Source organism: Micromonospora sp. WMMD754 (assembly GCF_049315235.1).
GTDB lineage: Bacteria > Actinomycetota > Actinomycetes > Mycobacteriales > Micromonosporaceae > Micromonospora > Micromonospora sediminicola.
On the sequence record NZ_CP186058.1, the window covers coordinates 153,642 to 166,544 of the forward strand.

General features: G+C 74.4%; 11 protein-coding genes. 7 read left to right on the top strand and 4 right to left on the bottom strand.

The window, feature by feature from the left end; all coding sequences use genetic code 11:
• Positions 1-97: 97 nt before the first annotated feature.
• On the bottom strand, positions 98-529 hold the full coding sequence (gene mraZ / locus ACN27B_RS00705; protein ID WP_073831045.1) for a division/cell wall cluster transcriptional repressor MraZ: 432 nt from the start codon (positions 527-529) through the stop codon (positions 98-100).
• 356 nt (positions 530-885) lie between these two features.
• Here mraZ and ACN27B_RS00710 point away from each other — a divergent pair, with 356 nt between their 5' ends.
• From ACN27B_RS00710 to ACN27B_RS00725, 4 genes are read left to right on the top strand one after another with little or no spacing between them, the layout of a single operon-like run.
• Positions 886-2,133 carry a MurT ligase domain-containing protein gene (locus ACN27B_RS00710; RefSeq protein ID WP_099165000.1) on the top strand — a complete coding sequence of 416 codons (1,248 nt, stop codon included), beginning with the start codon at positions 886-888 and terminating at the stop codon, positions 2,131-2,133.
• The gene (locus tag ACN27B_RS00715) at positions 2,123-2,845 is read left to right on the top strand and encodes a type 1 glutamine amidotransferase (RefSeq protein WP_091573276.1); all 723 of its coding nucleotides are present in this window, start codon (positions 2,123-2,125) and stop codon (positions 2,843-2,845) included. Before ACN27B_RS00710 ends, ACN27B_RS00715 begins: the two co-directional genes overlap by 11 nt.
• Positions 2,842-3,558, top strand: a complete 717-nt coding sequence (locus ACN27B_RS00720; protein ID WP_099164283.1) for a TVP38/TMEM64 family protein — start codon at positions 2,842-2,844, stop codon at positions 3,556-3,558. Before ACN27B_RS00715 ends, ACN27B_RS00720 begins: the two co-directional genes overlap by 4 nt.
• 1 nt (position 3,559) lies before the next feature.
• Positions 3,560-4,321, top strand: coding sequence for a phosphotransferase (locus tag ACN27B_RS00725; protein WP_422743012.1), 762 nt, complete (start codon positions 3,560-3,562; stop codon positions 4,319-4,321).
• 617 nt (positions 4,322-4,938) lie between these two features.
• On the opposite strand, the gene ACN27B_RS00730 is transcribed toward ACN27B_RS00725, so the two are convergent.
• A complete protein-coding gene (locus tag ACN27B_RS00730; RefSeq protein WP_422743014.1) occupies positions 4,939-5,595 on the bottom strand; it encodes a response regulator in 657 nt (218 codons plus the stop codon).
• On the bottom strand, positions 5,592-6,785 hold the full coding sequence (locus ACN27B_RS00735; RefSeq protein ID WP_422743016.1) for a sensor histidine kinase: 1,194 nt from the start codon (positions 6,783-6,785) through the stop codon (positions 5,592-5,594). The genes ACN27B_RS00730 and ACN27B_RS00735 overlap by 4 nt, the downstream gene beginning before the upstream one ends.
• A gap of 132 nt (positions 6,786-6,917) precedes the next feature.
• On the opposite strand from ACN27B_RS00735, the gene ACN27B_RS00740 reads away from it, so the two are divergent.
• Together ACN27B_RS00740 and ACN27B_RS00745 are read left to right on the top strand one after the other, a co-directional pair.
• Positions 6,918-7,823, top strand: coding sequence for an ABC transporter ATP-binding protein (locus tag ACN27B_RS00740; RefSeq protein WP_422743018.1), 906 nt, complete (start codon positions 6,918-6,920; stop codon positions 7,821-7,823).
• Complete coding sequence (locus ACN27B_RS00745; RefSeq protein ID WP_157779190.1) at positions 7,823-8,614, top strand: ABC transporter permease; 792 nt, start codon at positions 7,823-7,825, stop codon at positions 8,612-8,614. Before ACN27B_RS00740 ends, ACN27B_RS00745 begins: the two co-directional genes overlap by 1 nt.
• Positions 8,615-8,656: 42 nt before the next feature.
• On the opposite strand, the gene leuS is transcribed toward ACN27B_RS00745, so the two are convergent.
• On the bottom strand, positions 8,657-11,497 hold the full coding sequence (gene leuS, locus ACN27B_RS00750; RefSeq protein WP_422743020.1) for a leucine--tRNA ligase: 2,841 nt from the start codon (positions 11,495-11,497) through the stop codon (positions 8,657-8,659).
• A 349-nt stretch (positions 11,498-11,846) separates the two neighbouring features.
• Between leuS and ACN27B_RS00755 the strand changes: the two genes are divergently transcribed.
• Positions 11,847-12,902 carry an AAA family ATPase gene (locus tag ACN27B_RS00755; RefSeq protein ID WP_099164277.1) on the top strand — a complete coding sequence of 352 codons (1,056 nt, stop codon included), beginning with the start codon at positions 11,847-11,849 and terminating at the stop codon, positions 12,900-12,902.
• Position 12,903: the final 1 nt, after the last annotated feature.

Genomic DNA, 12,903 nt, shown 5'->3' on the forward strand with positions numbered 1-12,903 from the left:
GCCCTCCGTGTCGGATCGTGCGCCTGGCACCGGGGAAGGGGTGCCAGGAACTCGAAAGCGGCTGGAGATCTCGCAGTACGTCGGGCGCCGTCACGCCCTACAGACCGCCGGGCAGCACCCCCTCCTCGATGTCGGCGAAGTCGTCTTCGCTCTCCGCGAGGTAGGCCTCCCAGGCCGCCCTGTCCCAGATCTCCACCCGGGTGCTCGCCCCGATCACGACCAGGTCCCGATCGAGGGCCGCGTACGACCGCAGGTGACCGGGAATGGTGACCCGGCCCTGCTTGTCGGGCACCTCGTCGTGCGCGCTGGCGAAGAAGACCCGGCTGTAGGCCCGGGCCGCCTTGCTGGTCATCGGCTGCGCGCGCAACTGGTCCGCGATCCGCTGGAACTCGGGCATCGGGAAGACGTAGAGGCAGCGCTCCTGCCCTTTGGTGATCACGACACCCCCCGCCAGCTCGTCCCGGAACTTCGCCGGCAGGATCAACCGGCCTTTGTCGTCCAGGCGCGGAGTGTGGGTGCCGAGGAACATCGGCCCAACCCCCTCGCCCTGAGCGGCGTTCGCGGCGCCGCTGACCCCCCGGGCCGGTGTGGCCCTCCCGGCCTCACCATCGCGCCCCACTCTACTCCACTTCCCTCCACCTGCAACCAGAATCGCCCGTCCGGCGTGGCGTGTCCGCGCGCAAAACCGCACGTCAATGCGGGTGGGGCGGAGTGGAGGGGGTGGCGGCCCCCTCGGCGCGGTCCGCTACCCGACATCGACCGCCGCCGTCCGGGCGAGCGCGGCCCGACCGTCCGCCGCGCCGTCCCCGGCCGAACGGTTCACCGTCGGCGGCGATCTGGCGGGGGCCGTGGTCCGGTAACCTCGCTCGGGTGACGGACGCGAAGATGCCCTTGCGGGCAAAGGTGGCCAGCTCCGTGTCGCGCACCGCCGCGGCGCTGTCGCGGGCCGCGGGCCGGGGCGACGGCTCGGTGATCGGCGGCTGGATCGGCCTCAAGATCGACCCCGACCTGCTCGCCCACCTCTCCACCGGGCGCGCGATCGCCCTCGTGTCCGGCACCAACGGCAAGACCACCACCACCCGGCTCACCACCGCCGCGGTCGGCGTGCTGGGCCGGGTCGCCACCAACTCCTTCGGCGCCAACATGCCCACCGGCCACACCTCGGCGCTGGCCAAGGCCGGCAGCACGCCCTACGCGGTGCTGGAGGTGGACGAGCACTACCTGGCCCAGGTGCTGGAGGCGACCGAGCCGCACGTGGTGGCGCTGCTCAACCTCTCCCGCGACCAGCTCGACCGGGCCAAGGAGGTCGCCATGATGGCGCAGCTCTGGCGCTCCGCCCTGGTCCGGCATCCCGACGTACGGGTGGTCGCCAACGCCGACGACCCGATGGTGGTCTGGGCCGCCTGCCCGCCGGCCGACCCGGCCCAGGGGCACGTGCCGCCGCACGTCACCTGGTTCAGCGCCGGCCAGCGGTGGCACGACGACTCGTGGGTCTGCCCCGAGTGCGGCTCCACCATCCAGCGCTCCGGCGAGCAGTGGTGGTGCACCGGCTGCCCGCTGCGCCGCCCCGAGCCGCAGTGGACCGTCGAGGACGACGGCGTGCTCGACCCCACCGGCGCCTGGCACAAGATCCAGCTCCAGCTCCCCGGCAAGGTCAACCTCGGCAACGCGGCCACCGCCCTGGCGGTCGCCGCCGAGTTCGGCGTACGCCCGGTGGACGCGGTCTCCCGGCTCGGCTCGGTCACCTCGGTGGCCGGCCGCTACGCCCAGGTCGACCGGGACGGGCGCAACATCCGACTGCTGCTGGCCAAGAACCCGGCGAGCTGGCTGGAGGCGTTCGACATGGCCGACGTCGCGCCGACACTGCTCTCCATCAACGCGCGCGACCCCGACGGGCTGGACACGTCGTGGCTCTTCGACGTCGACTTCTCGCCGCTGGCCGGCCGGCAGGTGCTGATCACCGGCGACCGGGCGTACGACCTGGCGGTGCGACTCGACGTCAACGGCGTGCCGTTCCGGCACGTGCGCACGTTCGACGAGGCGGTCCGCGCGGTGCCGCCGGGCCGGCTGGAGGTCATCGCCAACTACACCGCCTTCCAGGACATCCGAGCGGAGCTGGACCGTGTCAACTGAGAGCCTGCGCATCGTCTGGATCTATCCCGACCTGCTGTCCACCTACGGCGACCGGGGCAACGCGCTGATCCTGGCCCGCCGGGCCCAGCTGCGCGGCATGCCGGTCGAGGTGCTGGAGGTCCGCTCCGACCAGCGGCTGCCCGCCACCGCCGACATCTACCTGATCGGCGGCGGCGAGGACGGCCCGCAGGCGCTGGGCGCCCAGCGTCTGATCGCCGACGGCGGCCTGCACCGCGCGGTGGCCCAGGGCTCGGTGGTGTTCGGGGTCTGCGCCGGCTACCAGCTCCTCGGCACCTCCTTCTTCGCCAAGGGCACCAGGTGCGCCGGCCTGGAACTGCTCGACCTCTCCTCCGACCGGGGGCCGACGCGGGCGGTCGGCGAGCTGGCCGGCGAGGTCGACCCGCGGCTGGGCATCCCGCACCTGTCCGGGTTCGAGAACCACGGCGGGCGCACCCACCTCGGCCCGGGCGTGTCACCGCTGGCCCGGGTCACGGCCGGCGTCGGCAACGACGGCACCACCGAGGGCGCGTGGCGGGGCAAGCTGCTCGGCACCTATTCGCACGGCCCGGCGCTGGCCCGCAACCCCGACCTGGCCGACCTGCTGCTGCGCTGGGCCACCGGCATCCACCAGCTCCCCCCGCTCGACGACACCTGGGCCGACCGGCTCCGGTCCGAGCGCCGCACCGCGGTGGCCGCCGCCGCCCGGGCATGACCGGCGCCGCCCGGCCGGGGCGGCGACCGGTGGCCCGCCGGCTCGTCGGGTTGCTGCGGCAACCGTCGGCGCGCCGGTTCGGACTGCTCCTGATGCTGCTCGCCGGGTTCGGCGTGACGCTGCTGCTGGTGCCCCGGCCGGACCCGGCCGAGCTGCCCCGGCTCGCCGACGCGCTCGGCGGCTATGGTCCGGTGGCGGCCGTGGTCGGCGGCGCGCTGCTGCTGGTGGCGCTGGTGCCCCGCACGTTCGTGACGCTGGCCGCGGGCGCGATCTTCGGTCCGGTGCAGGGCGCCGCGTACGCGCTCGGCGCGGCGCTGCTCGCGGCGGCGCTCGGTTTCACCGTCGGCCGGCTGCTGGGCCGCGACTTCGTCGCTGAGCGGGTACGCGGCCGGCTGGCCCGCCTCGACGGCTGGTTCGCCCGGCAGAGCGTGTTCGGGGTGATCACCGTCCGACTGCTGCCGATCGCCGGCTTCGGGCTGGTCAGCTACGGCTACGGCACCACGGCGGCCCGGATCCTGCCGTTCCTCGCCGGCAGCGTGATCGCCTCGGCCCCGACCGCCATCGGCTACGCCGCGATCGGCGCGGCGGTGAGCAGTCCCGGTTCGATCAACTGGTACGCGGCCGCGCCGGCCAGTCTCGGCCTGATCGCCAGCGTGCTGATCATCCATCGGTGGTGGCGGGCCGAACGGCAGCGCCGGATCGGTCCGAGCTGACGTGACCGGCTCCGGCGAGATCCTGCCCGGCGGCTTCGTCGCCGAGGTGGTCCGCGTCGGTGACACGGTCCGCCGGACCCCACCGGCCGACGCCGCGTTCGTCGCCGCGCTGCTGCGCCACCTGGCGGCCACCGCGCCCGGGGTCGCGCCCGCGTACCTCGGGGTGGACGAGCGGGGCCGGCAGGTGCTGTCCCACGTCGAGGGCCGGGTGCCGTGGCGCGACCGGGAGGACCCGGCCTTCTTCACCGACGCCGCGCTGACCCGGCTCGCCGGGCTGGTCCGGTCGCTGCACGACGCCTGCGCCGGCACCGACCTGGCCGCCGGCGCGGAGACGGTCTGCCACCGGGACCTGTCGCCGAAGAACACGGTGTACCGGGACGGCCCGGACGGTCCGGTGCCGGTGGCGCTGCTGGACTGGGACCTGGCCGCGCCGGGGCGGCGGATCGAGGACGTGGCGTTCGCCGGCTGGCACTGGGCCACCCTCGGCGGCGACGCCGACCCGGCCGAGCTGGGCCGCCGCTGCCGACTGATCTGCGACGCCTACGAGGGGCCGGCCGGCCGGCTGCTCCCCCGCGACGAACTGGTCGATGTCCTGCTCGACCAGGTCGAGGGCACGTGGCGCGGCATCGCCACCGGCGCCGACCGGGGCGAGCCCGCCATGCGCCGGCTGCGCGCCGCCGGCGTGGTCGAGACGGTACGCGGCTGGCACGACTGGCTGCGCCGGCACCGCCCGACGGTCGAGGCCGCGCTCTTCACGGGGTGAGTGCTCCGGCACGGCCGGCCACCGGCCCGGCACCGCTCCGCGGCTTCCGGTAGCCGGCCGGCCCTCGGCCGCTGGGCGCCGGCCACTGGGCGTCGGGCGCTGGGCGCCGGCCACTGGGCGTCGGGCGCTGGGCGCCGGTCACTGGGCGTCGGTAGCCGGCCCCGGCCACGCCGACCTCCGGCCGCGCGGCGCCGGCTTGTCGCCTCCGCAACGCCTTTCGAGCTGATATCAGAAACGACTCGGGGCACCGGTGCCCGCCCGCTCCGGGAACGCGTGAGTCGTTGACGACATCAGCTCGAAAGGCACCGTGACAGCATCTGGTGGCCGCCCGGTCGACGCTCACCGGCGAACACGTCGCCGACTACGTCGGGGTCTGACCCGAACCGACGACTGTCAGGTAGCCGGCCAGCACCCGGTCCACCCCCGCCGGCCGTCCGGCCGCCCCACCGGCCGGACGGCCGGACGGTGCAGGGTCACCGGACGTCCCGAGGCGAGCAGCTCACCCACCCGCCGCGGTCGGCGTCCGGCCGGCGGGCACCACCGACGTCCCGCGTCCGCTCGACCGCCCGGAGCGGCGGCAACCGCGTGGGCGCTCGTCCCACCCCGGCGGGACCCGGTCAGCGCGGCGGGAAGACCAGGCCGGCCTCGTAGGCGGCGATCACCAGGTGCACCCGGTCCCGGGCGCCCAGCTTGGTGAAGAGCCGGGCCACGTGCGCCTTGGCGGTGGCCGGGCTGATCACCAGCTCCGCCGCGATCTCCGCGTTGGACAGCCCGCGCGCGACCAGGCCGAGCACCTCCCGCTCCCGGTCGGTGACGCCGGGCAGCGCACGGGGGCGGGGCGCCGGGGCGGGCCGGCGGGCGAACTCGGCGATGAGCCGCCGGGTCACCCCCGGCGCGATCAACGCGTCGCCGGCCGCCACCACCCGCACCGCGCCCAGGATCTCCTCCAGGGCCATGTCCTTGACCAGGAAGCCGCTCGCGCCGGCGCGCAGCGCCGCGTGCACGTGCTCGTCGTCGTCGAAGGTGGTGAGCACGAGGACCCGGGTGGCTCCACCGGAGGCGACGATGTCCCGGGTGGCCGCGATCCCGTCGGTGCCGGGCATCCGCAGGTCCATCAGCACCACGTCGGGCGCCAGCTCCCGCGCCGACCGGACCGCCTCCGCGCCGGTGCCCGCCTCGCCGACCACCACCAGGTCCGGCGCGTCGGCCATGAGCACCCGCAGGCCGGCCCGCACCAGCGGCTGGTCGTCGACGAGGAGCACCCGGATCGTCATGCCGGACCCACCGGCAGCACCGCGGCGACCCGGAAGCCGCCCTCCGGCCGTGGCCCGGCGGCACACCGGCCACCGAGCAGCGCGGCCCGCTCCCGCATGCCGACGATCCCGTGCCCGTCGCCGCCGACCGGGCCGCCCCGCCCGTCGTCGACCACCTCGACGCGTACCCCGTCCGGCGCGTGCCGCACGGTCACCCGGCACCGGTCGACCCGCGCGTGGCGTACCACGTTGGTCAGCGCCTCCTGCACGATCCGGTACGCGGCCAGCTCCACCTCGGCGGGCAGCGGACCCGGCTCGCCGTCGACGGCGAGCGTCACCCGAACCCCGGCGTCGGCCGCGCCCGCGACCAGCCGGTCCAGGTCGGACAGTCCGGGGGTGGGGTCCAGCGACGCCGCCGCGTCGTCGGGGCGGCGCAGCGCGCCGAGGGTACGGCGGAGCCCGGCCAGCGTCTCCCGGCTGGTCGTCTCGATGGTGGTGAGCGCGGCCCGCGCCTGCGCGGGTTGGGTGTCGATGACCCGGGCGCCCACGCCCGCCTGGATGGCGATCACGCCGATGCTGTGTGCCACCACGTCGTGCAGCTCCCGCGCGATGCGGAGTCGTTCGGCGGTGACCGCCTCGGCGGCCGCGTGGGCCCGCATCTGCTCGGCGTACGCGCGACGGGCCAGCACCGAGTTGCCGGCCACCCAGGCGGCGAGGACCGCCGGGACGGAGAGCGTGGCCCGGTCCACCGCGTCGGCGGCCGGGTTCACGAAGGCGGCGGCCACCTGCACCAGGAGCACCATGACCGCCGCGGGCACCGACACCCGACGCGGTGCGCGGGCCGCGACCACGCCGAGCATCACGTCCACGACGAGGAACTGGAGGTACCAGAGGCCGTTCAGATAGCCCTGCTCCCACGCGTTGGTGGTGGCGGTGACCAGCGACGCGCCGGCGAGCATGAGGCCGAGGGCGAGCAGCGGCCGGCGACGCAGCAGGCCGGCGGGGAGCAGCACCACCAGGACCGGCGCGAGGTAGCGCAACGGGAGCACCGGCACGCTGTGGTCGGGGGTGGGCACGACCAGCACCGGCCCGCCCGCGCCGGAGGTGGCCGCGAGCAGCAGCGCCACCGGCAGCAACGCCACCGCGGACCAGATCAGGACCGTCCGCACCCGTCGGGCCACGACGCGCGGACGCGGGACGACCGCCTCCATGGACCCACCGTAGTCAGCGGCCGGTGTCCCGGTCATCGGCCGGCGGGCGTACGCCCGGGGGCGGGTGTCGCCGGGCCGGGTGTGGTCCCCGGCACGACGACCCGGCGGCCGGGACGCGGGAGCGTCGAGGCCATGATCGAGCTCAGGGACCTCACCAAGCGGTACGGCGGGACGACCGCCGTCAATCGACTGACCCTCACCGTCCGGTCCGGACACGTCACCGGATTCCTCGGCCCGAACGGCGCCGGCAAGTCCACCACGCTCCGACTCGTCCTCGGCCTGCACCGGCCGACCGGCGGCGTCGCCCTGGTGGACGGGCGGCCGTTCGCCGGCCGACCACGCGGGCTGCGGTACGCGGGCGCGCTGCTGGACGCCGGCGACGTGCACGGCGGGCGCAGCGCCCGGGCGCACCTGGCGGCGCTGGCCCGCAGCAACGGGCTCCCCCGAACCCGGGTGGGCGAGGTGCTGGAGCAGGTCGGCCTGGCCGAGGTGGCCCGACGCCGGATCGGCGGCTTCTCCCTCGGCATGCGGCAGCGCCTCGGCATCGCCGCCGCGCTGCTCGGCGACCCGCCGGTGCTGATGTTCGACGAGCCCTTCAACGGCCTCGACCCGGAGGGGGTGCGCTGGGTGCGCGGCCTGTTCCGCCAGCTCGCCGCCGAGGGCCGGACCGTGCTGGTCTCCAGTCACCTGATGAGCGAGGTGGAACAGACCGCCGACCACCTCGTGGTCATCGGGCGCGGTGAACTGCTCGTCGACGAGAGCCTCGCCGCGTTCGCCGCCCGCACCGCCCACGACCGGGTCGTCGTGCGTACGCCCGATCCGGCCGCACTCGGCGCCGCGCTCGCGGCGGCCGGCGGGGTGGTCACCCGCGACGGCGACGGCCTGACGGTCACCGGCCTGCCCGCCGGGCGGGTCGGTGAGCTGGCCTTCCGGGCCGGTGTCGTGGTGCACGGGCTGCACGCCGGCGCCGCCTCGCTGGAGGAGGCGTTCATGGCGCTCACCGCAGACCGACTCGACTACGCCGCCGGAGGCCGATGATGCGCGCTCGTTTCCGTGACCTGCTCGCCGCCGAGTGGATCAAGCTGTGGTCGTTGCGCTCCACCTACGGGGCGCTGGCCCTGATCGCGGTCTCGGCGGTCCTGTTCAGCGCCCGGGCCGCGTTGGGCGACCACCACAACTGGCCGGACTACCCGGCCGAGCGCCGGGCCGCCTTCGACCCGATCCACGACGCCTTCCCCGAGGAGGGCTGGCTGTTCGTCGTGCTCGCGGCCGGCGCGGTCGGCGCGGTCATGATCGCCGGCGAGTACGCCAGCGGGCAGATCCGCACCACGTTCCTCGCCGTGCCGGACCGGCGGGCCGTGGTCGCCGCCAAGGTCACGGTGCTGGCCGCCGTCATGCTGGCGGTCGGCGCGGTGGCCGCCTCCGCCTCCTTCTGGGCGTCCCAGACGATCCTCGCCGACCGCGACGCGGGCGCGTCGATCGGCGACCCGGGGGCGTTGCGTGCCGTCGTCGCCTCGACGCTGCTGCTGCCGGTCTGCGCGCTCCTCGGGCTCGGCGTCGGCGCCCTGGTGCGGCACACCGCCCCGGCGATCGTGGTCACCACGACGCTGCTGCTGCTCGCCCCGCTGGCCTTCGACATCGACCGGCGGTGGACCGCGGCGATCCACAACGCGCTGCCGGTGTCGGCCTGGGAACGCCTGGTCGGGAACCCGTACGTGCTGCCGAACCTGCACGTGGCGACCGTGCCCGCGTCCTGGGCGGTGTACGCCGCCTGGCCGGTGGCCGCCGCGCTGCTCGCCGCCGTGGTCGTGCACCGCCGCGAGCCCTGATCCGTCGTGGGCGCGCCGCACCGGGCGCGCCCACGAGCCGGTTCAGACGACGACCGAGACCATCCGGCCCTTCACCACGATCACCTTGCGCGGCTCCTTGCCGGCCAGCGGGCCGGCGACCGCCTCCAGCGCGGCGGCGCGGACGGTGTCCTCGGTCGCGTCGGCGGGCACCTCGATCCGGCCCCGGACCTTGCCGTTGACCTGCACCGGGTAGGTGACCGAGTCGGCCACCAGCAGGGCCGGGTCGGCGACCGGGAAGTCCGCGTACGCCAGCGAGGTGTCGTGGCCCAGCTTGCGCCACAGCTCCTCGGCCAGGTGCGGGGCGAACGGGGCGACCATCAGCACCAGCGGCTCGGCCACCTCGCGCGGCGTCCGCTCCAGCCGGGTCAGGCCGTTGGTCAGCTCGATCAGCTTGGCGATCGCGGTGTTGAACCGGATCCCGTCCATGTCGCCGCGGACCCCGTCGACCACCTTGTGCAGCAGCCGCCGGGTCGCCTCGTCGGCCGGCGCGTCGGTGACCCGCAGCGCACCGGTCTGCTCGTCGACGACCGCGCGCCAGACCCGCTGCAGGAACCGGTACGAGCCGACCACCGCCCGGGTCTCCCACGGGCGGGACACCTCCAGCGGGCCCATCGACATCTCGTAGACCCGGAACGTGTCCGCGCCGTACGCCGCGCACATCTCGTCCGGGGTGACGACGTTCTTCAGTGACTTGCCCATCTTGCCGTACTCGCGCCGGACCTCGGTCTCGCCGTGGAACCACCGGCCGTCGACCTCGACGACCTCCTCGGCGGGCACGTAGGCGCCCCGGGGGTCGGTGAACGCGTACGCCTGGATCATGCCCTGGTTGAACAGGCGGCGGAACGGCTCGAACGACGAGACGTGGCCCAGGTCGTACAGCACCTTGTGCCAGAAGCGCGCGTACAGCAGGTGCAGCACGGCGTGCTCGGCGCCGCCGACGTACAGGTCGGTGCCCCCGGGGTCGCCCGCGCCGCGCGGCCCCATCCAGTACGCCTCGTTCTCCGGCTCGGCGAACCGTCGCGTGTCGGTGGGGTCCAGGTAGCGCAGCTCGTACCAGCAGGAGCCGGCCCACTGCGGCATCACGTTCGTCTCGCGGGTGTAGCGCTTCGGCCCGTCGCCCAGGTCCAGCTCCACCTCCACCCAGTCGCGCCGCCGCGACAGCGGGGTCTCCGGGTCGCTCGCCGCGTCCTCCGGGTCGAACGTCTTCGGCGAGAAGTCGTCGACCTCGGGCAGCTCGACCGGCAGCATCGACTCGGGCAGCGCGATCGGCGCCCCGGTCTCGTCGTACACGATGGGGAACGGCTCGCCCCAGTAGCGCTGCCGGGAGAACAGCCAGTCGCGCAGCCGCCAGGTGACCGCGCCGGCGCCGTGCCCGTTGGCCTCCAGCCACTCGATGATCCGCGCCTTGGCCTCGGCCACGCCCAGGCCGTTCAGGTCGATGCCGCGCTCCGGCGCGGCGCTGTTGACCGCCGGGCCGTCACCGGTCCACGCCTTGCCGGCGAAGCCCTCCGGCGGCTGCACGGTCCGCACGATGGGCAGCTCGAAGACCTCGGCGAAGTCCCAGTCCCGCTCGTCCTGGGCCGGCACCGCCATGATCGCGCCGGTGCCGTAGCCGGCCAGCACGTAGTCGGCGATGAAGATCGGGACCCGCCCGCCGGTGGCCGGGTTGGTCGCGTACGCGCCGACGAAGACGCCGGTCTTCTCCTTGCTGTCCGACTGCCGCTCCACGTCCGTCTTGGCCGCGGCGGCCTTCCGGTACGCCTCGACGGCCTCGCGCGGGCTGCCGTGCCCACCGGTCCAGGCGTCCCGGGTGCCCTCCGGCCAGGCGGCCGGCGCCAGCACGTCGACCAGCTCGTGCTCGGGGGCCAGCACCATGTAGGTGGCGCCGAAGACGGTGTCCGGCCGGGTCGTGAACACCCGCACCGGGGCGGCGTCGGTCGGGAAGTCGATGTGCGCGCCGGTCGAGCGGCCGATCCAGTTGCGCTGCTGCAGCTTGATCGGCTCGGGCCAGTCCAGCGTGTCCAGGTCCTCCAGCAGCCGGTCCCCGTACGCGGTGATCCGCATCATCCACTGCTTCAGGTTGCGCTTGAAGACCGGGAAGTTGCCGCGCTCGGACCGGCCGTCGGCGGTGACCTCCTCGTTGGCCACCACGGTGCCCAGTCCCGGGCACCAGTTCACCGGCGCCTCCGAGACGTAGGCCAGGCGGTGGTCGTCGACGACGCGCCGCCGCTCCCCCACGGTCAGCTCGGTCCACGGACGCCCGTCCGGGGTGGCGCGGGTGCCGCCCTCGAACTCGGCGATCAGCTCGGCGATCGGCCGGGCCTTCTTGGCGTCCGCGTCGTACCAGGAGTTGAAGATCTGCAGAAAGATCCACTGGGTCCAGCGGTAGAAGTCGGTGTCGATGGTCGCCACCGAGCGCCGCTCGTCGTGGGCCAGCCCCAGCCGGCGCAGCTGCGCCTTGAACCGCTCGATGTTGGCCTCGGTGGTGGTCCGCGGGTGGGTGCCGGTCTGCACCGCGTACTGCTCGGCGGGCAGGCCGAACGCGTCGAAGCCCATCGCGTGCAGCACGTTGCGCCCGGCCATCCGCTGGTAACGGGCGTAGCAGTCGGTGCCGATGTAGCCCAGCGGGTGACCGACGTGCAGGCCGGCACCGGACGGGTACGGGAACATGTCCAGCACGTACATCTTCTCGGCGCCCGCCCGCGGGTGGCCCGGGTCGGCCAGCGGGCCGACCGGGTTCGGCGCGTGGAAGGTGCCCTCCCGCGCCCAGGTGTCCTGCCAGCGGGTCTCGATCTCGTCGGCCAGGGCGGCGGTGTACCGGAACGGGGGAATGTCGGTGGCCGGTGCGGCTTCCTCACTCATGGCGTCTCCTCGGCGCGGGTCAGGTCGGATGTGGGAGCTGCGCTGCGGGCACAAAAAAGCCCCTCGCGCAGGAGGGGCGGCCGTGCTGTCGCGCGTCAGCGCATCAGCACGGCTCGGTAAGAAGCAGGAAGACTCCGGCCATGTCCGGCAGTGTACCCCCGTCCCCCGTCCGGCGAATATTCGGGGCGTAACCGACCGACCACCTGCGGGGGTCGGCGATAACGACAAACATGGTTAGCCTGAGAGGCCAGTGAGATTTCTGCGGCAAACGAGGCTCGGCGTCGCGAACCCAACGGCGGGTCCAGGTGCTCTATACAGAGCTGCCGTCCAGGCGACGAGGAGGAGGCCCGTGACACAACAGACCTGGGACGAGGTGGGCGGTCTGCTGCCGCACGACGAGTTCCGTGCCGCCAGCGAGGCCGTCGTGTCCAACATCGAGCAGGTCATCGAGGGCAAGACGGCCACCGTCCGGCTCGCCCTGGCGGTGCTGCTGGCCGAGGGCCACCTGCTCATCGAGGACGTGCCCGGCGTCGGCAAGACCAAGCTCGCCAAGGCGATGGCCCGCTCCATCGACTGCTCGGTCCGCCGGATCCAGTTCACCCCCGACCTCCTGCCCAGCGACGTCACCGGCGTCAGCGTCTACAACCAGGAGACCCACGACTTCGAGTTCCGCCCGGGCGCGGTGTTCGCCAACCTGGTGGTCGGCGACGAGATCAACCGGGCCTCGCCGAAGACCCAGTCGGCGCTGCTCGAGTGCATGGAGGAGCGGCAGGTCACGGTCGACGGGGTGACCTACCAGCTGCAGACGCCGTTCATGGTGATCGCGACGCAGAACCCGATCGAGATGGAGGGGACCTACCCGCTGCCGGAGGCGCAGCGGGACCGGTTCACCGCCCGGATCGCGATGGGCTACCCGGACCCGCGCGCGGAGCTGGCCATGCTCGACGGGCACGGCGCGACCGACCCGTTGCAGGGGCTGCGCCCGGTCTCCGACGCGGCGACCGTGCGCCGGCTGATCGGTCACGTCCGCCAGGTGCACGTCGCCGACGCCGTCAAGCAGTACGCGATCGACCTGGTCACCGCCACCCGCGAGGCACCCGACCTGCGGCTCGGCGCGTCCCCGCGGGCCACCCTGCAACTGCTGCGCACCGCCCGCGCGGTGGCCGCCCTGGAGGGCCGCGACTACGTCCTGCCGGACGACCTGCAGGTGCTCGCGGTGCCGGTGCTGGCGCACCGGATCATCCCGACCGCGGACGCGCAGCTGGCCCGGCGCACCACCGACGCGATCGTCGCCGAGCTGGTGCACCGCCTGCCGTTGCCGCACGACCGGCAGCGTTCCCCGTACGACACCCGGCCCGGCGGCGGCAACAACGGCCGCGGGCCGTACGAGCCGCGGAGGCCGTGAC

Coding starts and splice junctions, on each gene's coding strand:
- mraZ (WP_073831045.1), bottom strand. CDS start 529: ATGTTCCTCGGCACCCACACTCCGCGCCTGGACGACAAAGGCCGGTTG.
- ACN27B_RS00710 (WP_099165000.1), top strand. CDS start 886: ATGCCCTTGCGGGCAAAGGTGGCCAGCTCCGTGTCGCGCACCGCCGCG.
- ACN27B_RS00720 (WP_099164283.1), top strand. CDS start 2,842: ATGACCGGCGCCGCCCGGCCGGGGCGGCGACCGGTGGCCCGCCGGCTC.
- ACN27B_RS00730 (WP_422743014.1), bottom strand. CDS start 5,595: ATGACGATCCGGGTGCTCCTCGTCGACGACCAGCCGCTGGTGCGGGCC.
- ACN27B_RS00735 (WP_422743016.1), bottom strand. CDS start 6,785: ATGGAGGCGGTCGTCCCGCGTCCGCGCGTCGTGGCCCGACGGGTGCGG.
- ACN27B_RS00740 (WP_422743018.1), top strand. CDS start 6,918: ATGATCGAGCTCAGGGACCTCACCAAGCGGTACGGCGGGACGACCGCC.
- ACN27B_RS00745 (WP_157779190.1), top strand. CDS start 7,823: ATGCGCGCTCGTTTCCGTGACCTGCTCGCCGCCGAGTGGATCAAGCTG.
- leuS (WP_422743020.1), bottom strand. CDS start 11,497: ATGAGTGAGGAAGCCGCACCGGCCACCGACATTCCCCCGTTCCGGTAC.